This is a genomic window from Massilia sp. IC2-477, assembly GCF_020707265.1.
Classification (GTDB): domain Bacteria; phylum Pseudomonadota; class Gammaproteobacteria; order Burkholderiales; family Burkholderiaceae_D; genus Telluria.
The window spans coordinates 383,178-403,085 of the sequence record NZ_JAJFEQ010000003.1 but is presented as its reverse complement, the minus strand read 5'-3'; the positions used below and the strand labels follow the sequence as shown (position 1 = coordinate 403,085).

15 protein-coding genes and 3 tRNA genes are annotated in these 19,908 nt (G+C 64.0%); 7 read left to right on the top strand and 11 right to left on the bottom strand.

Annotation, left to right across the window (positions count from 1 at the left end; translation table 11 throughout):
* A complete protein-coding gene (locus LK542_RS07960; RefSeq protein WP_307728949.1) occupies positions 1-585 on the top strand; it encodes an arylesterase in 585 nt (194 codons plus the stop codon).
* Positions 585-1,640 (top strand): tRNA 2-selenouridine(34) synthase MnmH, encoded by a 1,056-nt coding sequence (gene mnmH / locus LK542_RS07955; RefSeq protein WP_227811465.1) that lies wholly within the window; start codon positions 585-587, stop codon positions 1,638-1,640. The genes LK542_RS07960 and mnmH overlap by 1 nt, the downstream gene beginning before the upstream one ends.
* Before the next feature lie 242 nt (positions 1,641-1,882).
* On the opposite strand, the gene LK542_RS07950 is transcribed toward mnmH, so the two are convergent.
* The 11 genes from LK542_RS07950 to LK542_RS07900 form a co-directional block, all read right to left on the bottom strand.
* Entirely contained in the window at positions 1,883-3,799 is a 1,917-nt protein-coding gene (locus LK542_RS07950; RefSeq protein WP_227811464.1) for a SurA N-terminal domain-containing protein, read from the bottom strand.
* A 117-nt stretch (positions 3,800-3,916) separates the two neighbouring features.
* A tRNA-Asp gene (locus tag LK542_RS07945) sits at positions 3,917-3,993 on the bottom strand.
* A gap of 19 nt (positions 3,994-4,012) precedes the next feature.
* Positions 4,013-4,089 (bottom strand) — tRNA-Asp (locus LK542_RS07940).
* Positions 4,090-4,157: 68 nt separating this feature from the next.
* Positions 4,158-4,430 carry an HU family DNA-binding protein gene (locus LK542_RS07935; protein ID WP_227803043.1) on the bottom strand — a complete coding sequence of 91 codons (273 nt, stop codon included), beginning with the start codon at positions 4,428-4,430 and terminating at the stop codon, positions 4,158-4,160.
* Between the two features lie 200 nt (positions 4,431-4,630).
* A complete protein-coding gene (gene lon / locus LK542_RS07930) occupies positions 4,631-7,042 on the bottom strand; it encodes an endopeptidase La (RefSeq protein WP_227803044.1) in 2,412 nt (803 codons plus the stop codon).
* 268 nt (positions 7,043-7,310) lie between these two features.
* Positions 7,311-8,579 (bottom strand): ATP-dependent Clp protease ATP-binding subunit ClpX, encoded by a 1,269-nt coding sequence (gene clpX, locus LK542_RS07925; protein ID WP_227803045.1) that lies wholly within the window; start codon positions 8,577-8,579, stop codon positions 7,311-7,313.
* Positions 8,580-8,736: 157 nt separating this feature from the next.
* The gene (gene clpP / locus LK542_RS07920) at positions 8,737-9,354 is read right to left on the bottom strand and encodes an ATP-dependent Clp endopeptidase proteolytic subunit ClpP (RefSeq protein ID WP_227803046.1); all 618 of its coding nucleotides are present in this window, start codon (positions 9,352-9,354) and stop codon (positions 8,737-8,739) included.
* Positions 9,355-9,575: 221 nt separating this feature from the next.
* Positions 9,576-10,916: a trigger factor gene (tig, locus tag LK542_RS07915; RefSeq protein ID WP_227803047.1), complete on the bottom strand. Its 1,341-nt coding sequence runs from the start codon at positions 10,914-10,916 to the stop codon at positions 9,576-9,578.
* Positions 10,917-10,947: 31 nt separating this feature from the next.
* Positions 10,948-11,034, bottom strand: a tRNA-Leu gene (locus LK542_RS07910).
* A 298-nt stretch (positions 11,035-11,332) separates the two neighbouring features.
* The gene (locus LK542_RS07905; RefSeq protein WP_227811463.1) at positions 11,333-14,431 is read right to left on the bottom strand and encodes an efflux RND transporter permease subunit; all 3,099 of its coding nucleotides are present in this window, start codon (positions 14,429-14,431) and stop codon (positions 11,333-11,335) included.
* Positions 14,428-15,639, bottom strand: a complete 1,212-nt coding sequence (locus LK542_RS07900; protein WP_227811462.1) for an efflux RND transporter periplasmic adaptor subunit — start codon at positions 15,637-15,639, stop codon at positions 14,428-14,430. Before LK542_RS07900 ends, LK542_RS07905 begins: the two co-directional genes overlap by 4 nt.
* A 65-nt stretch (positions 15,640-15,704) precedes the next feature.
* Between LK542_RS07900 and hpnC the strand changes: the two genes are divergently transcribed.
* From hpnC to LK542_RS07875, 5 genes are all read left to right on the top strand, one after another.
* The gene (gene hpnC / locus LK542_RS07895; protein WP_227811461.1) at positions 15,705-16,514 is read left to right on the top strand and encodes a squalene synthase HpnC; all 810 of its coding nucleotides are present in this window, start codon (positions 15,705-15,707) and stop codon (positions 16,512-16,514) included.
* 171 nt (positions 16,515-16,685) lie between these two features.
* Positions 16,686-17,519 carry a presqualene diphosphate synthase HpnD gene (gene hpnD, locus LK542_RS07890; RefSeq protein ID WP_227811460.1) on the top strand — a complete coding sequence of 278 codons (834 nt, stop codon included), beginning with the start codon at positions 16,686-16,688 and terminating at the stop codon, positions 17,517-17,519.
* Positions 17,506-18,909 carry a hydroxysqualene dehydroxylase HpnE gene (gene hpnE / locus LK542_RS07885; protein WP_227811459.1) on the top strand — a complete coding sequence of 468 codons (1,404 nt, stop codon included), beginning with the start codon at positions 17,506-17,508 and terminating at the stop codon, positions 18,907-18,909. Before hpnD ends, hpnE begins: the two co-directional genes overlap by 14 nt.
* 33 nt (positions 18,910-18,942) lie before the next feature.
* Positions 18,943-19,095, top strand: coding sequence for a hypothetical protein (locus LK542_RS07880; RefSeq protein ID WP_227803053.1), 153 nt, complete (start codon positions 18,943-18,945; stop codon positions 19,093-19,095).
* 19 nt (positions 19,096-19,114) lie between these two features.
* A complete protein-coding gene (locus LK542_RS07875; protein WP_227803054.1) occupies positions 19,115-19,906 on the top strand; it encodes a DUF1700 domain-containing protein in 792 nt (263 codons plus the stop codon).
* Positions 19,907-19,908: the final 2 nt, after the last annotated feature.

Below are 19,908 nucleotides of genomic sequence, written 5' to 3'. Positions count from 1 at the left end.
ATGCTGGCAGCATCGGCGAGCGCCTATTCTGCACCAAAAACCGTGCTCGTGGTGGGTGACAGCCTGTCCGCCGAATATGGCATTAGCCGGGGTGCCGGCTGGGTCGCCCTGCTCGAGCAGAAGCTCAAGGCCGAGAAAGTCCAGGCCAGGGTGGTCAACGCCAGCGTCAGCGGCGAGACCACCATCGGCGGGCGCACCCGCCTGCCCGCCCTGCTGGAGCAGCACAAGCCAGACATCATGATCCTCGAGCTCGGCGCCAACGATGGCTTGCGCGGCCTGCCGGTGGCATCGGCCGAAAGCAACCTGCGCGCCATGGTCAGCATGGCGCAGCAGAAGAAGGCGCAAGTGGTGCTGGTCGGCATGCGCATGCCACCCAACTACGGCCGCGCCTACACCGAGAGCTTCTTCAACATGTTCAAGAAGCTTTCCACCGAAACCAAATCGCCGCTGGTGCCCTTCATGCTGGAAGGCGTCGCCGACAAGCCGGCCCTGTTCCAGCAGGACCGCCTGCACCCGACGGCCGCCGCCCACCCCATCATCCTGAACAACATCTGGCCGCAATTCGCGCCGCTCGTGAAAAAATAATGAAATACCCTGCCGTCCTGAGCTTCGCCGACATCCTTCCCGACCTCGATTCCTTCGACACCATCATCGACGCACGCAGCGAGTCGGAATACGCGCTCGACCGCATCCCGGGTGCGATCAACGCGCCGGTGCTGGACGACGCCCAGCGCATCCGGGTCGGCACGCTGTACAAGCAGGTTGGCGCCTTCGAGGCCAAGCGCGTCGGCGCGCCGCTGGTGGCCGCCAACATCGCGCGCCATATCGAGACCCTGTTCGCAAGCAAGCCGCGCGAATGGAAGCCGCTGGTCTACTGCTGGCGCGGCGGCAACCGCAGCGGCTCGATGGCCCACATCCTGGCCAAGATCGGCTGGCCGGTGGTGCAGCTCGACGGCGGCTACAAGGCCTATCGCGCGCACGTGGCCAGCGCCCTGGAGAATCCGCCGGAGCTGGACTTCCGCGTGGTCTGCGGCACCACCGGCAGCGGCAAGAGCCGCCTGCTCGAGACCCTGGATCGCATGGGTGCCCAGGTGCTCGACCTGGAAAAGCTGGCCGCCCACCGCGGCTCGGTACTGGGACACCTGCCCGACGAGCCGCAGCCGACGCAGAAGATGTTCGAAAGCCAGATCTGGCACCAGCTGCGCCACTATGACCCCAGCCGCCCGGTGTTCGTGGAGTCGGAAAGCAAAAAGGTCGGCAACCTGCGCGTGCCGGATGCGGTGATGAAGCGCATGCGCGCCTCGCCCTGCATCTCCCTGTCGCTGTCGCGCGAGAACCGGGTTCGCCTGCTGATGGAAGACTACGAGCACTTCTGCAAGGACCCCGCCGCCCTGACCGGCCAGCTGGACCACCTGGTACAGCTGCACGGCCACGAGAAGATCAAGGCCTGGCACGAGATGGCCAACAACGGCGCGATGGCGGACCTGGTGGACCAGCTGCTGGTGGAACATTATGATCCGGCCTACCTGCGTTCGATCGACAGGAACTTCGTGCAGTTTCCGAAGGCGGAGGTGCTGGAGCTTGGCGATATCGCCGCGAGTGATTTCGAAGCCGCTGCGCGCCGTTTGCATCCTGCTTGAGTACCGTTAGCATCATTCTCACCGCTCGCCTTTGATCCGTCATCCCGGCCCAGGCCGGGATCCAATTCCGTCGCACTGGGAGAACGCAAGCGTTCCTGGCGTCATGTGCAAACTTGGATCCCGGCCTACGCCGGGATGACGTGCTAAGGGTGTGGCATCACTGATGCTGCGCCACGATTCAACATACAAAACAAAAAGCCCGGCTGCTCACACAGCCGGGCTTTTCTTTACCTGCTTGCCGCTTACTCGGTCTTCGCTCCGAGCTGCGACGGCTGCACGTTGATCTTCGCCTTGGCCTTGGACTTCAAGGCTTCGACGTAGTTGAACATCTCCGCCTGGCCGACCATGCCGGCCACGGTCTGCGCTTCCTGCTTGCGGCGGTTCGCGTCCGGTGCGGCCGGCTGCGAGACCTTGCCGATGCGGTAGACGCCATAGCCCTGGCCCGGAATCTCGACGCCCACGTAGGCCGGCAGCTTGCTCACGTCCGCCTTTAGCACCGCGATTGCGGCGGTGGTGTTGATGGTCGGTTCCTTGGTGCGTGCCACGACCTTCGGCTCGCCGAAGCCGGTGGCGTCGCCCGATGCCTTGGCGGCGTTCAGCTTCTGTTCGCCGGCGGCACGCGCCAGGCGCGCAGCTTCCTCGATCGTCACGCGCTGGCGGATCAGGGCGTCGACTTCAGCCAGCGGACGCTTGGTGGCCGGCTTGAACTCCACCACGCGACCCGAGATCAGCACGCTCGGCGCCACTTCCACGGCTTCGGTGTTGCGCTTGTTCTTGACGGCGTCCACGCCGAACAGCGCGGCCAGGAACTTCTCGTTGTTGAACGGCGCCTGCGCCTGCTGCGGGTTCGGCTTGCGGGTCAGGCCGTCCACGGTCTGGATCTTCAGGCCCAGCTTGTCGGCCACGGGCTTGAGGCTCTCCGACTGCTCGTAGACCATGTTGGTGAAGATCTCGGCCATTTCCGAGTACTTCTTCGACATCTTCTGCTTCTTCAGGTCGGCAGCGATCTCTTCCTTCGCGCCGTCCAGCGGCTTTTGCGCGGCGGGCTTGAGCGACGTGAGCTTGATGATGTGGTAGCCGAACTCCGACTGCACCACACCGCTGGTCTGGCCTTCCTTCAGCGCATAGACCGCGTCTTCCACCGGCTTGACGAGACCGCCCTTCTCGACCACGCCCAGGTCGCCGCCCGACGGGGCCGAGCCCGGATCCTGCGACTGCGCCTTGGCGATCTCGGCGAAGTTGTCCGGGTTCTTGCGGACCTCGGCCAGCACTGCCTCGGCCTTGGCCTTCGCGGCCGCCTGGTCGGCCGGCTTGGCGTCGCGCGCCACCGTGATCAGGATGTGGCTCGCGGTGCGCTGTTCCGGCGTGGTGTAGCTCTTGAGGTTCTTGTTGTAGTAGTCGGTGACTTCGGCGTCGGTCACCTGCACCTGGCTGGCCACGGCTTCGGCGTCGAACACGACGTATTCAGCCTTGACCTGTTCCGGGATCGAGAACAGCGCGGCGTTCTTGTCGTAGTAGGCCTTGACCATCGCGTCGGTGACCTTCACCTGCGGGAGGAACTGCGCGATCGGGAACTGCATCTCCTGGACTTCGCGTTCCTGGTCGTTGATGTCCGACAGGCGCGCGGTCACGCTGCGCGGGGCAAAGGCGGTCGACTGGATCGAACCGGCCAACTGCTGCACGGTGAGGTCGCGGCGCAGGCGCTGGTCGAACATGGCCGGGGTCATGCCCTGCGCGGCCAGTGCGGCCTTGTACTGCTCCATGTCGAAGCTGCCGTCCGGTTTGCGGAAGGCCTGCACTTCCTGGATGGTCTTGGCCAGTGCGGCGTCGCCCACGGTCATGTGGGTGCGCGCGATTTCGGCGTTGATGGCGCGTTCCGCCACCAGGTTGTTCAGGATCGCCTGCTTGGCTTCCGGCGTCTCGAACATCTTCTGGTCGAACTGCGGGCCCATCATCTGGCGCGCCTGGTCGATCTGGCGGCGCTGGGCTTCTTCCCATTCCTGCTGGGTGACCTTCTGGCCGGCCACGGTCGCCACGCCGGAAGCAGCGTCGCCGCGGTCCTGGTAGCTCTCGACACCGACTAACACGAACGATGGCAGGATAATGACGAGCAGCAGCCCCTGCATCACGCGCTTGTTGTTACGGACAAAATCAAACATGGTCAGCCATTCAAGGTTGAAAATGCTTTAACAGCACAAGTTAAAAAAAAAGGCGAACTCGCGTTCGCCCCTTCTCGTCTTCCGGAGCCTTCGCAGACTTCGGACCTTACTGAATCCTGGCGGAGCGGACGGGGCTCGAACCCGCGACCCCCGGCGTGACAGGCCGGTATTCTAACCAACTGAACTACCGCTCCAGAATAATGTTGTGGATGTTGGCGGAGCGGACGGGGCTCGAACCCGCGACCCCCGGCGTGACAGGCCGGTATTCTAACCAACTGAACTACCGCTCCAACAAGAATTCACTACATCGGACTGCCATTTCTGGCAGTACCCTCTGCATGTCACTGCAGAGAAGGCATTAGTTTACAGCATCTTTCAGAGCTTTACCAGCCTTAAATTTCGGAACCTTCGCTGCGGCGATCTTGATCGGTTCCTTGGTACGCGGGTCGCGGCCGGTGCGCGCGGCACGCTCGCCCACGGTGAAGGTGCCGAAGCCGACCAGCGTCACGCTGTCGTTCTTCTTCAGGGACTCGGTCACGGCTTCGATCATGGCGTCGAGAGCGCGCGTCGCCGAGGCCTTGGTAATGTCCGCGGACTTCGCGATTTCTTCGATCAGTTCTGTCTTGTTCACTCTAACCCTCGTTTATACGTTGGACGCCGTGGCGTCTTCCTGCAAAAGTGCAAGCGCGTATTAAACAAGGGCAACATTGGTCTGTCAAGCAACATCCATGGAGGGTGGAATCGGTTGTACGGATGCGTCACTTCGCGCATGCGTGCAGGCCAAAAAAAAACAGGCGCCAAAGCGCCTGTTTCATCGATCGCGCGTAGCGATCAGTGCTTGACCACGTCGGTCGACGCTTCAGTCGCCGCCGCCGCCGGGGTCACCGCCACGGTCGCCGGCACGTCGGCCAGCGCTTCCGGCTGGCGCTCCAGGGCGACTTCGAGGACCTTCTCGATCCAGCGCACCGGCACGATCTCGAGCTTGTTCTTGACGTTGTCCGGGATCTCGGCCAGGTCCTTCACGTTCTGCTCGGGGATCAGGACCGTCTTGATGCCGCCGCGATGTGCTGCCAGCAGCTTCTCTTTCAGGCCGCCGATCGGCAGCACTTCGCCGCGCAGCGTGATCTCGCCCGTCATCGCCACGTCGGCGCGCACCGGGATGCCGGTGAAGGCCGAGACCAGCGCCGTCGTCATGCCGATACCGGCCGACGGACCATCCTTCGGCGTCGCGCCTTCCGGCACGTGGATGTGGATGTCGGTCTTCTCGAAGGCTTCGGCCTTGATGCCGAAGCGCTGCGCACGCGAACGCACCACGGTGCGGGCCGCTTCGATCGATTCCTTCATCACGTCGCCCAGGGTACCGGTGCGGATGATCGCGCCCTTGCCTGGCACGTTGACGGCTTCGATCGTGAGCAGGTCGCCGCCCACCTCGGTCCACGCGAGACCCACCACCTGGCCGATCTGGTTTTCCTTCTCGGCCACGCCGAAGTCATAGCGGCGCACGCCCAGGAACTTGTCCAGGTTCTTGGCGCCGACCGTGATCTTCTTCTCGCCCTTGGTCAGCAGCAGCATCTTGACGACCTTGCGGCAGATCTTCGAGATTTCACGCTCGAGCGAACGCACACCGGCTTCGCGGGTGTAGTAGCGGATGATGTCGCGGATCGCCGATTCCTCGACCTTGATCTCGCCTTCCTTCAGGCCGTTGTTCTTGATCTGCTTCGGCAGCAGGTAGCGCTGCGCGATGCTGGTCTTCTCGTCCTCGGTGTAACCCGACAGGCGGATCACTTCCATCCGGTCCAGCAGCGCCGGCGGGATGTTGAAGGAGTTCGAGGTCGCCACGAACATCACGTCCGACAGGTCGAAGTCGACTTCGACGTAGTGGTCGCTGAAGGTGTGGTTCTGCGCCGGGTCCAGCACTTCCAGCAGGGCCGAGCTCGGATCGCCGCGGAAGTCCGCGCCCATCTTGTCGATCTCGTCCAGCAGGAACAGCGGGTTGCGCACGCCTACTTTCGACAGCGACTGCAGCACCTTGCCCGGCATCGAGCCGATGTAGGTACGGCGGTGACCGCGGATCTCGGCTTCGTCGCGCACGCCGCCGAGCGCCATGCGCACGTACTTGCGGTTGGTGGCGCGGGCGATCGATTCGCCCAGCGAGGTCTTACCCACGCCCGGAGGACCGACGAAGCACAGGATCGGGGCCTTCAGCTTGTCGACGCGCTGCTGCACCGCGAGGTACTCGAGGATGCGTTCCTTGATTTTGTCGAGGCCGTAGTGGTCCGATTCCAGCACCTGCTGGGCCTTTTCGAGGTCGATGGTGACCTTCGACTTCTTCTTCCACGGCAGGCCGACCAGGGTGTCGATGTAGTTGCGCACCACGGTGGCTTCGGCCGACATCGGCGACATCATCTTGAGCTTCTTGATCTCGCCCATCGCCTTGTCGAGCGCTTCTTTCGGCATCTTGGCGGCGACAATCTTCTTCTCGAGTTCCTCGATATCGGCGCCGTCTTCGCCCTCGCCCAGTTCCTTCTGGATGGCCTTGACCTGTTCGTTCAGGTAGTACTCGCGCTGCGACTTCTCCATCTGGCGCTTGACGCGGCCACGGATGCGCTTCTCGACCTGCAGGATATCAAGTTCGCCTTCCAGCTGGCCGAGCAGGTGCTCGAGGCGCTTGGCGACGTTGAAGATCTCGAGGATGACCTGCTTCTGCTCGAGCTTGAGCGGCAGGTGGGCGGCGACAGTGTCGGCCAGGCGGCCGGCGTCGTCGATGCCTGCCAGCGACGCCAGGATCTCCGGCGGGATCTTCTTGTTCAGTTTGACGTACTGGTCGAACTGCTGGACGATGGCGCGGCGCATGGCCTCGACTTCGGAATCGTCGCCGATTTCCGATTGCACCGGGGTCAGCTCGGCGGTGAAGTGGGTAGCGCCATCGGTGATGTTATCGATGCGCGCGCGCTGTGCGCCCTCGACCAGGACCTTCACGGTACCGTCGGGCAGCTTCAGCATTTGCAGAATATTGGCCACGCAGCCGATCTCGTAGATGTCTGCGGCGGAGGGTTCGTCTTTGGCGGCAGCCTTCTGGGCGGCCAGCATGATGCTCTTGCCCTGCTCCATCGCGGCTTCGAGTGCCTTGATGGACTTCGGACGGCCGACGAACAGAGGTATCACCATATGCGGGAACACGACCACATCGCGCAACGGCAGAAGTGGCAGCGTCGTTTGCTCGGTTAATTTCGAAGTTGTCATGGCATACCTTATAGAAACGTGTTGCTGAACTTGGGCGCTCGCAGCGCAAATCTCAAGACCACTGCGAATATATTTTCTAACCGTAATATTTAAGCACTTGGTTATTAATATAGCCGTTCCGATAAAAAACGCGTTTTCAAATGAAAAAGCCACCGCGCAGGGGATCCCGCGAGTGGCTTTTCGATTGAAGCCCGGTTTCTTATTAAGACCTAGTGTACCCTCAAGAATCCGTACGGCAAGACTTTTGTGACAAAAGTGTGGCGCTTTTTTAGTTCTCGCCGGAAGCTTTTGGCGTTTCGCTGTAAATCAGCAAAGGTTTCGCGCCATTCGTGATCGTATTTTCATCGATGACGACCTTCACGACGTTTTGCTGGCTTGGCAGCTCGTACATCACATCCAGCAGCGCGTGCTCGAGGATCGAGCGCAGGCCGCGGGCGCCGGTCTTGCGCGCCAGCGCCTTGCGGGCGATCGCGTGCAGGGCCGCAGGACGTATTTCGAGTTCGGCGCCTTCCATTTCAAGCAGCTTCGAGTACTGTTTGATCAAGGCGTTCTTCGGCTCGATCAGGATCTGGATCAGCGCCTCTTCGGTCAGTTCGCTCAGGGTGGCGACCACAGGCAGGCGGCCGACCAGTTCCGGGATCAGGCCGAACTTGATCAGGTCTTCCGGCTCGGCTTCCATCAGGATTTCGCTGTTGGCGCGCTCGGTCTGGCTCTTGACCGTGGCCGCGAAACCGATACCGCTCTTTTCCGAACGGTTCTGGATGATCTTGGCCAGGCCATCAAAAGCGCCGCCGCAGATGAACATGATGTTGGTCGTGTCGATCTGGACGAAGTCCTGGTTCGGGTGCTTGCGGCCGCCCTGCGGCGGCACCGAGGCCATGGTGCCCTCGATCAGCTTCAGCAGCGCCTGCTGCACGCCCTCGCCCGACACGTCGCGGGTGATCGACGGGTTGTCGGACTTGCGCGAAATCTTGTCGATCTCGTCGATGTAGACGATGCCGCGCTGGGCCTTCTCGACTTCGTAGTTGCAGCTTTGCAGCAGCTTCTGGATGATGTTCTCGACGTCCTCGCCGACATAGCCCGCTTCGGTCAGCGTGGTCGCGTCGGCGATCACGAAGGGAACGTTGAGCATGCGCGCCAGGGTCTGGGCCAGCAGGGTCTTGCCGGAACCGGTCGGGCCGACGAGCAGGATATTGCTCTTGGCCAGTTCGACGTCGTCCTTTTTGCCCAGGTGCTTGAGGCGCTTGTAGTGGTTGTACACCGCCACCGACAGGATGCGCTTGGCCGTCTGCTGGCCGATCACGTACTGGTCGAGCAGTTCGGTGATTTCGTGCGGAGTCGGCAGATCGGACTTGGCGCCCGCCACCGATTCGACGTTCGAGGTCTCGTCGCGGATGATGTCGTTGCACAGGTCGATGCATTCATCGCAGATGAACACCGACGGTCCCGCGATCAGCTTCTTGACTTCGTGCTGGCTCTTTCCGCAGAACGAGCAGTACAGAAGTTTTTCGCCGCTGGAGGATTTTTTGTCAGACATGGGGCAGGTAATTTAATTAATTGCAATGAATGTATCGCTAATACGGGTACGCAACAAGCGCGCACACGACCATGCTACCTGAAATAAAAACGAAACGCCCGAACGTCGTTCCGCCCGGGCGTTTTTTGGCAACACCTTGGTTGATGTCGCAACGCGCTTAGGCGCGGTTGGTCAGGACGCGGTCGATCATGCCGTACTCGACAGCCTCTTCCGCCGACATGAAGCGGTCGCGGTCGGTGTCGCGATGGATCTGCTCGATGCTCTGGCCGGTGTTTTCCGCCATGATGCGTGCCAGGCGCTCGCGCAGGTACAGGATTTCCTTGGCCTGGATCTCGATGTCCGACGCCATGCCCTGCGAACCGCCGGACGGCTGGTGGATCATGACGCGCGAGTTCGGCAGCGAGAAACGCTTGCCCTTGGCGCCGGCGGCCAGCAGGAAGGCGCCCATCGAGGCAGCCAGGCCGGTGCACAGCGTGGAGACGTCCGGCTTGATGAAGTTCATCGTGTCGAAGATCGCCAGGCCCGCCGAGACGGAACCGCCCGGCGAGTTGATGTACAGCGAGATGTCCTTGTCCGGATTCTCGCTCTCCAGGAACAGCAGCTGGGCCACGATCAGGTTGGCCATCTGGTCGTTGACAGGGCCGACCAGGAAAATCACGCGCTCCTTCAGGAGGCGCGAGTAGATGTCATAGGCGCGCTCGCCGCGGCCGCTTTGTTCGACCACCATCGGCACGAGGCCGAGTGCTTGGGTATCCAATGCCGGATTACGAATCATACCTGTCTCGTTCCTTGTAAATAGGGGTTGGGACGACCAACCCACAGACACGTAGGGTGGGCAGCTTCGCTGCCCACGAGATGATTGTTGGCGGCTCCGAAATCGTGCTCGACGATCGCGCTGCCACTAAACAACTGTGGGCGTCCGCAATTCAGGCCACCGGCCTGAATTGCCCCGCCCACCCTACGATTAAACCACAAAAGCCTTTCGGCCCTTGCCTGTTAACCTTGTGGGTTGCCACCCATCAGTTCATCGAAAGCGATGGTCTTGGTGCTGACCTTTGCCTTGCCGAGGACATAGTTAACGACGTTTTCTTCCAATACAAGAGCTTCCACCTCGGCCAGGCGGCGACGGTCGCTGTAGTAGTACTTCAGGACTTCCTTCGGATCTTCGTAGCTCTGCGAGAAGTCTTCGATCTGTGCCTTGACCTGTTCCTGGGTGGCGTTCAGGTTGTTGTCGCTGACCAGCTGCGACAGGATCAGGCCCAGGCGCACGCGGCGCTCGGCCTTGTCGGCGAACATCTCGGCCGGGAACGGCATTGCCTTCACGTCCATACCGCGCTGCATCATGTCCTGGCGGGTCATCTCGGCCAGGCGCTCCGAATCCTGCTGGATCATGGCCTTCGGCACTTCCATGTCGGTGGCCTTGACCAGCGCATCCATCACGGCTTCCTTGTTGCGGGCCTTGACGCGGGCGGTGACTTCACGCTCCAGGTTGGTCTTGATGTCTTCGCGCATCTTCTCGATCGAGCCGTCTTCGATGCCCAGCGAACGCGCGAATTCGGCGTCGACTTCCGGCATGTGGGCCCACTCGAGCTTTTTCAGGGTGATGGTGAACTCGGCGGTCTTGCCGGCCACGTCCTTGCCGTGGTAATCCTCCGGGAAGGCCAGCGGGAAGGTCTTGGCCTCGCCCACTTTCAGGCCGACGGTGGCGGCTTCGAATTCCGGCAGCATGCGACCTTCACCCAGCACGAAGGCGTAGTTGTCGGCCTTGCCGCCAGCGAATTCTTCGCCGTCGATCTTGCCGACGAAGTCCACGGTCACGCGGTCGCCGTTGGCAGCGACAGCTTCGCCGCCGGTGCCGTGCTCGCCTGCCTCACCCTTGGTGTGGTAGTGCACGCGCTGCTTGCGCAGGATGTCGATGGTCTTGTCGATTTCAGCGTCGCTGACGTCGGCCTTGACGGTCTCGACTTCGACGCCGGCCAGGTCGCCGATCACGACGTCCGGGTAAACTTCGAAGGTCGCGTCGAAGGCCAGCATGCCTTCCGGTGCGTCCTGCTTCGGCTCGATTTTCGGGAAGCCGGCAACGCGCAGCTGGTTCTCGTTGGCAGCGTCGTTGAATGCACGGCCGACTTTGTCGTTGAGCACATCCGATTCGATCTGGTAACCGTATTGGGCAGCGACCATCTTGAGTGGCACTTTGCCTGGGCGGAAGCCCGGGGCTTTGGCCGTCTTGGCCTGCTGCTTCAGGCGCTTGTCAACTTCGGTACGGACGTCAGCTACCGGAAAAGTGATCGTCAAGCGACGCTCGAGTTTACCCAGGGTTTCGACTGCAGTTGCCATTATAAAAATCGTCCAAAAAAATAATTATTCGTGGTGCGAGGAGGGGGACTCGAACCCCCACACCATTGCTGGCGTCAGGACCTAAACCTGGTGCGTCTACCAATTTCGCCATCCTCGCGCAGGATTGCATTTTTGCCACAAAAACAAAGGGCGCCCGACAGTGAAACCGGCCGCCCTGCACTCCTCTGTTTAGGGGCTACAACTTCAATCAATTATTTTACTGGATTTTCTGACACTATTGGGCGTTTTTTGCTAGGCGTGCGGGGGTGGGGAGCTCATCTATATAGGAGTTTGGACGCTCATCTATATGCATGTGTACATCGACTGCGTGGGCGGACGAGCCGCCCACCCTACCGACAGAGCAGATTTTGTAGGGTGGGCAAGTTTCTTGCCCACGCGGTCAACAAGCGCTTGCGCTACGCAACTTTCGGCCCGACCGGCTTCTTGACCCTGAACCAGGCCGCGTACAGCGCCGGCAGGAACAGCAAGGTCAGCGCCGTCGCCACCAGCAGTCCACCCATGATCGCCACTGCCATCGGTCCCCAGAACACGGAGCGCGACAGCGGAATCATGGCCAGCGCCGCCGCGGCCGCCGTCAGCAGGATCGGCCGGCAGCGCCGCACCGCCGCCTCGACCACCGCATCCCAGGCTTCCGCCCCGCCGGCGATATCCTGCTCGATCTGGTCGACCAGGATCACCGAGTTCCGGATGATCATGCCAAACAGTGCGATCACCCCGAGGTTGGCCACAAAACCGAACGGCCGGTCGAACACCAGCAGCGCCATCGCGGCACCGGCAATGCCCAGCGGCCCGGTCAGGAACACCAGCAGCGCGCGCGAGAAGCTGTGCAGCTGCAGCATGAGCAGGGTGAACACGATGAACAGCACCAGCGGCACGTTGGCCATGATCGAGGCTTCCGCATCCGAACTGTCGGCCGCGGCGCCCTCCACCGTCACGCGGTAGCCTGCGGGCAGCCCGGCGCGGATCTCGGCCAGCTTGGCGTCCACCTGGGCGGTCACGGTCGGCCCCTGGATGCCTTCCACCACGTCGGACTGCACCATGATGGCCCACTCGCGCCCCTCGCGCCAGACCACGCCCGGCTCCCAGACGAAAGCGACGCGCGCCAGTTGCCCGATCGGCACCGCACCGCCGCTGCCAGTGGGCACCAGGGCTTCGGACAGGCGCGTGATGGTCGAGCGCTCCTCGATCGGCTGGCGTACCACGATGTCGATCAGGCGGTTGGTTTCGCGGAACTGGCCGACGGGCGTGCCGGTCAGGGTGGTGTTGATCACGCGCCGCACCGCCTGCGAGGTCACGCCCAGCGCGCGCAGCTTGTCCTGGTCCAGGTCGAGGCGCAGCACCTTCACCGCTTCGTTCCAGTTGTCGTTCACGCCCACCGTGTTCGGGTTGGCGCGCACGACCTCCTTCACGGCGTCCGCCACCTTGCGCACGACGCCGATATCCGGTCCCAGCACCTGGAACTGCACCGGATAGGCCACCGGCGGGCCGTTCGGCAGCAGCTTGACGCGGCCGCGCACTTCGGGGAAATCGTTGCGGAAGGCTTCCTCGATTTTCACGCGCAGGCGTTCGCGCGCCCCGGCGTCGACGGGCAGCACGACCAGCTGCGACACGTTCGACTGCGGGAAGATCTGGTCCAGCGGCAGGTAGAAGCGCGGGCTGCCGGTGCCGACGTAGCTGGTCACGCTCTGCACGCCCTGCTGCTGCTTCAAGAAACTTTCGAAGCGTTTCACGACCGCCTCGTTGGCGGCAAAGCTCGTGCCTTCGGGCGACCACATCTCCACCATCAGCTCGGGACGGCTGGAATCCGGGAAGAACTGCTTCTCGATGAAGTTAAAGCCGAACACTCCCAGCGCGAACACGCCCAGGCTGAGCGCGATCGTGGTCTTGCGCCACTCGACGCACCAGTTGACCAGGCGCCGGAAGCGCTCGTAGGCCGGGGAGTCGAACACGTCGTGCGAGGATTCGCCCTGGCCGTGCGGCTTCACGCGCAGCAGCACGTAGCCGATATAGGGCGTGAACACCACCGCCGCGACCCAGGAAATCAGCAGCGCCAAGGCGTTCACCGAGAACATCGTAAAGGTGTATTCGCCCGCCGCCGACTTGGCCAGGCCGATCGGCAGGAAGCCGGCGGCCGTGATCAGGGTGCCGGTCAGCATCGGCATCGCGGTCGAGGTGTAGGCGAAGGTCGCCGCCTCGAAGCGCGACAGGCCCTCCTCCATCTTGCGAACCATCATTTCGACCGCGATGATGGCGTCGTCCACCAGCAGGCCCAGCGCGATGATCAGGGCGCCGAGCGAAATCTTGTGCAGCGAGATGTCGAGCACCCGCATGCAGAGGAAGGTAATCGCCAGCACCAGCGGGATGGTCAGGGCCACCACCAGGCCCGGGCGCACGTCGATCCGCAGCTTCGGCTTGGTATGCAGGCCGAGCGCGATAAAGGAGACGGCCAGCACGATGATCACCGCCTCGATCAGCACCTTGATGAATTCGTTGACCGAGGCGGTGACCGCCTGCGGCTGGTCCGACACGCGTTCGAGCTCGATCCCGACCGGCAGTTGCGAACGGATGCGCGCCACGGTGGCGTCCAGGCCCTCGCCCAGACGAATGATGTTGCCGCCCTTCTCCATCGACACGCCGAGGCCGATCACCTCCTTGCCATTGAAGCGCATCTTGTCCTTCGGCGGGTCCTGGTAGCCGCGCGTGACGGTCGCGAAGTCGCCCAGGCGGAAGGTGGTGCTCCCGGCGCGCAGCTGCAGGTTTTCCAGCTGTTCGGCGTTCTTCAGGGCGCCGGTCACGCGCACCTGCAGGTAATCGGTGGGCGTCACCAGCACCCCGCTGGCTTCCACCGCATTTTGCGTCGCGATCTGGTTGACGATCTGCTCGAAGGGCACGCCCAGTTGCGCGAACTTCTTGCTCGAGAACTCGATGTAGAGCTTCTCGTCCTGCACCCCGAACTGCTCGACTTTCGAGACCAGCGGCACCTTCAGGAGCTGCTGGCGCACGAAGTCGGCGTAGTCGCGCATCTCGGCCTGGGTGAAGCCGTCGCCCGACAGGGCGAAGATGGAACCGTAGGTGTCGCCGAATTCATCGTTGAAGAAGGGACCGATCACGCCCTGCGGCAAGGTGGCCGCCATGTCGCCGATCTTCTTGCGCACCTGGTACCAGGCCGGCGCCGTCTCGGAAGGCGGGGTCGATTCGCGCAGCTCGAGGATGATCGTGGTCTCGCCCGGCTTGGAAAAGCTGCGGATACGGTCGATGTAGGGCGTCTCCTGGAGCTTGCGCTCCAGCGGATCGGTCACCTGCTCGGCCATCTGCACCGCGGTCGCACCCGGCCAAACGGCACTGACCACCATCGCGCGGAAGGTGAACGGCGGGTCTTCGTCCTGGCCCAGCTGCTGGTAGCTCAGGATGCCGCCGATGAGCAGCGCGGCGATCAGGTAGCGCGTGAGCGGAATGTGTTCCAGCGCCCAGCGCGACAGGTTGAAACCCTTCATTGTCCGCCCCCGCTTGCCGCGGCTTCGGTATCGCCGCGGCGCGAGACGTCGGCGGTCAGGATACGCACCTTCTGGCCGGGTTTGAGCAGGTGCACGCCCGCCGTGACGACGGTCTGCCCCGGCTGCACGCCACCCGACAGCAGGATGTCGTTGCCCGACTGGCCTGCGACCTGCACCCGGCGGAGCTGCACCGCCGGCACGCCGGACCGCCCTTTCTCCACCAGCCAGACGCTGGTCGCGCCCTTGTCCTGCACCAGGGCGCTCAGCGGCACGCGCAGTGTTGCCGCGTCGCTTGCTTCCTTGGTCGCCATCTCCACGGTCGCCGTCATGCCGAGGCGGATATCCGGCCGCGGCGGAATCGATACCTTCACGGTATAGGTGCGGGTGGCTGGATCGGCCACCGGCGCGACTTCGCGGATCTTGCCGGGAATGGCTTCGGCGCGGTTGGCCCACAGGCGCACGCTCACCTCACTGGCCTGGCGCAGCTGTTCCACCCGGTCTTCCGGGATGCCGATCACGACCTCCTTTTCGTCGGTGCGGGCCACCCGCACCACCGGCGCTCCGGCGCTCACCACCTGGCCGACTTCGGCGTCCACCGCCGTCACCACGCCGTCGGTGTCGGACGCGAGGTTGGCATAGCCGGCCTGGTTCGACTGGCCGCGCAGGCCGGCCCTGGCCGCATCGACATTGGCCTGGGCGGCGCGCAGGGCCGCCTGCTTGGCGTCCAGCACCGCCTGGCTCACGAAGTTCTGGGCGCGCAGGTTCTGGTGGCGCTTGTAGTCGGCCTGGGCGAGGTCGCGCTCGGTCTCGGCGGCGCGTAGCGTCGCCCTGGCCTGGGCTTCGGCCAGGCGCAGGTCCTGTGGGTCGAGCCGCATCAGGACCTGGCCATCCTTGACGATGGCGCCCACGTCGACCTTGCGCTCGACGATCTTGCCGCCGACTCGAAACGCCAGACGCGACTCGTAGCGCGCACGCACGTCACCGGAGAACTCGACGCGCTCGTCCCCACTGCCGGCGGCCAGGGTGATGGCGCGCACCGGGCGCACCTCTTCCACCCTGGGGGCGGGTTTGTCGCAGCCGGCCAGCAGGCCAAGGACAGCGACAGCGAGCGGCAGGCCATATGCACGGCGGGTGAGGCGAAGCTGCGGAAAAGCGAACACGTGGAATCCCTTGTCGTTATTGGCGTCGAACGGGCAAACATTTGGCATTTGTAATCAAGCAATTATAATCAGCGGACCCATTGAAATCCCGACATTAGAGTCAACAGTCAAATATGCCAGTCGAGCATTACGAGAACTTTCCTGTGGCATCGATCCTGCTGCCGCGGCGCCTGGTGCCGGCGGTCGAGGCGATCTACGCCTTCGCCCGCAGCGCCGACGACATCGCCGACGAGGGCGACGCGGCGCCGCCAGAACGGCTCGCCGCGCTGGAGCGCTACGGACAGGAACTCGCTGCCATCGAACGCGGCGTGGTCCCGGCCGACCCGCTGTTCGCGCGCCTGGCCGCCGTGGTGACCGAGTTCCGGCTGCCGGTGGCGCCCATGCACGACCTGCTGTCAGCCTTCCGCCAGGACGTGGGAACCACGCGCTACGCCGATTACACCGCGCTCCTCGACTATTGCCGGCGCTCCGCCAACCCGGTCGGCCGCCTGATGCTGGAACTGTACGATGCCGTGGACGAGCGCAATCTGCGCGATTCGGACGCGATCTGCACTTCCCTGCAGCTCATTAACTTCTGGCAAGACGTCGCCATCGACCTTGCCAAGGGGCGCATCTACCTGCCGCTGGAAGACCTGGAGCGCCACGGCGTGAGCGAGGCCGAACTGAAATCCGGCCCCGCGACCCCGGCCTGGCGCGCGCTGATGCGCTTCGAGGTCGACCGCGCGCGCGCCCTGATGCTGAGCGGCGCCCCGCTGGCGCGCCGCCTGCCGGGCCGGGTCGGCTGGGAACTGCGCCTGATGGTGCAGGGCGGCCTGCGCATCCTGGAAGCGATCGAAAAGGTCGACTTCGACGTGTTCAGGCGCCGCCCGACGCTGGCCCCGGCCGACTGGATCGTGGTTGGCTGGCGCGCCCTGCACATGTAATCCGCGAACTGTCGTTCGTAGGGTGGGCGGCTTGTCCGCCCACGCGGTTACCGACGGCGGTACATTCGCAACAGGCGCAAAGGTCCGCGATCACGGCGTGGGCGGAATACCCGCCCACCCTACGATCGGCTAAGATAGCGGATTCGCATCACACAACACCAGCATTCATACATGTCTCCCGACGACTACTGCCAGCAAAAAACGGCCCAAAGCGGTTCCAGCTTCTATTACAGCTTCCTGTTCCTGCCGCCGGAGCGCCGCCGCGCGATCACCGCGCTGTACGCCTTTTGCCGCGAAGTGGACGACACCGTCGACGAGACCTCAGACGCTTCTGTAGCGCGCATCAAGCTGGCCTGGTGGCGCACCGAAGTCTCGACCATGTACAAGGGCACGCCGACCCACCCGGTGACCCAGGCGCTGCAGCCGCACATCGCCGCCTACAAGCTGGAAGAACAGCACCTGCAGGCGATCATTGACGGCATGGAGATGGACCTCGACCAGAGCCGCTACCTCGATTTCGCCGGGCTGCAGAAGTATTGCTGGCGGGTGGCCGGCGTGGTCGGCATCCTGTCGGCCAGCATCTTCGGCTATACCGACCCCAAGACCCTGGCCTATGCCGAAAAGCTCGGCCTGGCCTTCCAGCTCACCAACATCATCCGCGACGTCGGCGACGATGCGCGCAAGGGCCGCATCTACCTCCCGGTCAACGAGCTGCAGCAGTTCAACGTGACGGCCGCCGACATCCTGAATTTCCGCCACAGCGAGAAGTTCGAAGCCCTGATGCGCTTCCAGGAAGAGCGCGCCCAGCGCACCTACGACGAGGCGCTGGCGCTGCTGCCGAAGCAGGACCGCCGCGCCCAGCGCCCCGGCCTGATGATGGCGGCGATCTACCGCACCCTGCTCGATGAAATCGCCGACGAGAAGTTCCAGGTACTGAAGCAGCGCATCTCGCTGACGCCGCTGCGCAAGCTGTGGCTGGCCTGGAAGACCTATGTCCGCACCTGAGGGGGCCTTGCGGGTCCTGGTCGCCGGCGGCGGCTGGGCCGGCTGCGCCGCCGCGGTTGAACTCGCCGCCAAGGGCACGCGTGTCACGCTGGTCGAAAGCGCGCGCAGCCTGGGCGGGCGGGCCCGCGGCGTCGAAGTGCAGGGCAAGATGCTGGATAACGGCCAGCACATCCTGCTGGGCGCTTACCACGAGACCCTGCGCCTCATGCGCCAGGTCGGCATCGACCCGGACGAGGTGCTGCTGCGCCTGCCCGTCCAGATGCGCTATCCGGAAGGCAGCGGCGGCATGGACTTTGTCGCGCCGCGCTGGCCGGCGCCCTGGCATTTGTTCGGCGCCCTGCTGCGCGCCAAGGGCCTGGCGCGTGAAGACAAGCTGGCCCTGGCGCGCTTTACCAGCGCCGCGCGCTGGATGGGCTGGGTGCTGTACAAGGATTGCAGCGTGCACGAGCTCCTGGAACGCTTCGGCCAGACGCCGCGCCTGGCGCGCCTGCTCTGGTACCCGCTGTGCATCGCCGCGCTGAATACCCCGCCCGAGCGCGCATCAAGCAAGGTCTTCCTGGCGGTCCTGCGCGACAGCCTGGGCGCCAAGCGCCGCGCCGCCTCGGACATGCTGCTGCCGCGCACCGACATGGGATCCCTGTTCCCGCAGGCGGCCGCGCGCCACCTCGAACAGCAGGGGGCCCAGGTCGCCACCGGCACCCGGCTCGAGGCCTTGAGCCGCAACGCCGACGGCTGGCGCGCGACGCTCAATGGCGCCCAGAGCGACTTCGACGCCGTGGTGCTGGCCACCCCGGCGACCCAGTCGGCGGCCCTGCTCGCTCCGCATCTGCCGGAACTGGCCGATCAGCTCTCGGCGCTCGCCTATGAGCCGATCGCGACCTGCTACCTGCAGTACGATCCGCTGCTGCGCCTGGATCTGCCCTTCTACGCCCTGCTGGACGAGCCGGCGGCCGGCCGCTGGGGCCAGTTCGCCTTCGACCGCGGGCAGCTCGACGCCACCCAGCCGGGACTGGTGGCGGTGGTAGTCAGCGCCGCTATGGATGCCGCCGCGCTCGACCAGGATGCGCTGGCGGGGGCGATTGCCGCCCAGCTGGCGCAGGACCTGCGCCGTCCGGAGCTGGCCCGGCCCCAGTGGTCGCGCGTGATCACCGAGAAGCGCGCCACCTTTTCCTGCACCCCGGACCTGCTGCGTCCAGGCGTGCAAACCGCCCTGCCCGGCCTGGTGCTGGCGGGCGACTACACGGCCAGCGACTACCCGGCGACGCTGGAAACCGCCGTGCGCAGCGGCGTTGCGGCCGCGACGGTCATCGCCGCCTGCGACACCCTGCCCCGCGAAAACCGCAGCCTGTCGCACGCCGATGGCGGCGCGAGCCCGACTTCCGTAGAGTAGCACCATCGACACACCTCTTACGGATTGAACAACATGAACAACATCCAACTCGGCCTGCGTACCCTGGCACTGATTGCCCTGGTGGCCTTGAGCACCGCCGTGCTGGTCCACCCGGAACTCATCGGCGGTTCTTCGCCGGCCAGCGCGCTGGCGACCGGCTCGATCCCGGTCATGGCACATCACTGATTTCGTAGAACTGCAGCACATGGGCAAACTGGAATATCTCGACGCGCTGAAGCGGGCCATGACCGGCCTGCCGCCGGAAACCCAGGCCAAGACCCTGGCCTGGTACGAGCAGCGCTTTGTCGACGGCGTCGCCGCCGGACGCAGCGAGCAAAGCATCGCCGAAGAACTGGACGACCCGCGCAGGATCGCGGTGACGCTGCGCGCCAGCGCCCACATGCAGGCCTTCGACGAAAAGAAGAGCCCGGCCAATGCCGTGCGCATGATCGTGGCCGGCGCGGGGCTGCTGGTGTTCAACCTGTTCATGGCGATTCCGGCCGCCGTCTACGCCTCGCTGCTGTTCGCGGTGTACGGCACCGCGCTGGGCTTTTATGTGTCCGGGATCGCCATCACGGCGAGCGGGCTCGCCGGCGCCAATGAGCTGGTGCTGAACAATCCGCTGCACCGGATCGAGGTGCTGGAGTCGGGCGAGCGTCGCGAGACCCGTGAGAACGGCCTGACCCGCGTCACCATCGGCCAGAACGGTATCCAGGTCTTCGAGGAAGATCCCCAGCCGGTCGACCCGGACGCCGAGCCAGGCGACGAAGGCCGGTCCGCCATGGTCATCCGGCGCGCCGAAAAGGTGGCCGATACCGGCATCCAGATCACCACCGACATGGACGGCGAATCGCGCGCCACCCAGACCCTGTTCGGGCTGGTCATGGTACTGGGCGGGATCCTGCTGTTCCTGCTGTCCCTGGTGATCACGAAATACACCTTCCTCGGCCTCAAGCGCTACCTCAAGATGAACATGTCGCTGCTGAAGGGAGCTTGAGG

Bases quoted from the DNA above. Each gene is read 5' to 3' on its own strand.
- LK542_RS07960 (WP_307728949.1), top strand. From the start codon at position 1: ATGCTGGCAGCATCGGCGAGCGCCTATTCTGCACCAAAAACCGTGCTC.
- mnmH (WP_227811465.1), top strand. From the start codon at position 585: ATGAAATACCCTGCCGTCCTGAGCTTCGCCGACATCCTTCCCGACCTC.
- LK542_RS07950 (WP_227811464.1), bottom strand. From the start codon at position 3,799: ATGTTTGATTTTGTCCGTAACAACAAGCGCGTGATGCAGGGGCTGCTG.
- lon (WP_227803044.1), bottom strand. From the start codon at position 7,042: ATGACAACTTCGAAATTAACCGAGCAAACGACGCTGCCACTTCTGCCG.
- clpX (WP_227803045.1), bottom strand. From the start codon at position 8,579: ATGTCTGACAAAAAATCCTCCAGCGGCGAAAAACTTCTGTACTGCTCG.
- clpP (WP_227803046.1), bottom strand. From the start codon at position 9,354: ATGATTCGTAATCCGGCATTGGATACCCAAGCACTCGGCCTCGTGCCG.
- tig (WP_227803047.1), bottom strand. From the start codon at position 10,916: ATGGCAACTGCAGTCGAAACCCTGGGTAAACTCGAGCGTCGCTTGACG.
- LK542_RS07905 (WP_227811463.1), bottom strand. From the start codon at position 14,431: ATGAAGGGTTTCAACCTGTCGCGCTGGGCGCTGGAACACATTCCGCTC.
- LK542_RS07900 (WP_227811462.1), bottom strand. From the start codon at position 15,639: ATGCCAAATGTTTGCCCGTTCGACGCCAATAACGACAAGGGATTCCAC.
- hpnC (WP_227811461.1), top strand. From the start codon at position 15,705: ATGCCAGTCGAGCATTACGAGAACTTTCCTGTGGCATCGATCCTGCTG.
- hpnD (WP_227811460.1), top strand. From the start codon at position 16,686: ATGTCTCCCGACGACTACTGCCAGCAAAAAACGGCCCAAAGCGGTTCC.
- hpnE (WP_227811459.1), top strand. From the start codon at position 17,506: ATGTCCGCACCTGAGGGGGCCTTGCGGGTCCTGGTCGCCGGCGGCGGC.
- LK542_RS07880 (WP_227803053.1), top strand. From the start codon at position 18,943: ATGAACAACATCCAACTCGGCCTGCGTACCCTGGCACTGATTGCCCTG.
- LK542_RS07875 (WP_227803054.1), top strand. From the start codon at position 19,115: ATGGGCAAACTGGAATATCTCGACGCGCTGAAGCGGGCCATGACCGGC.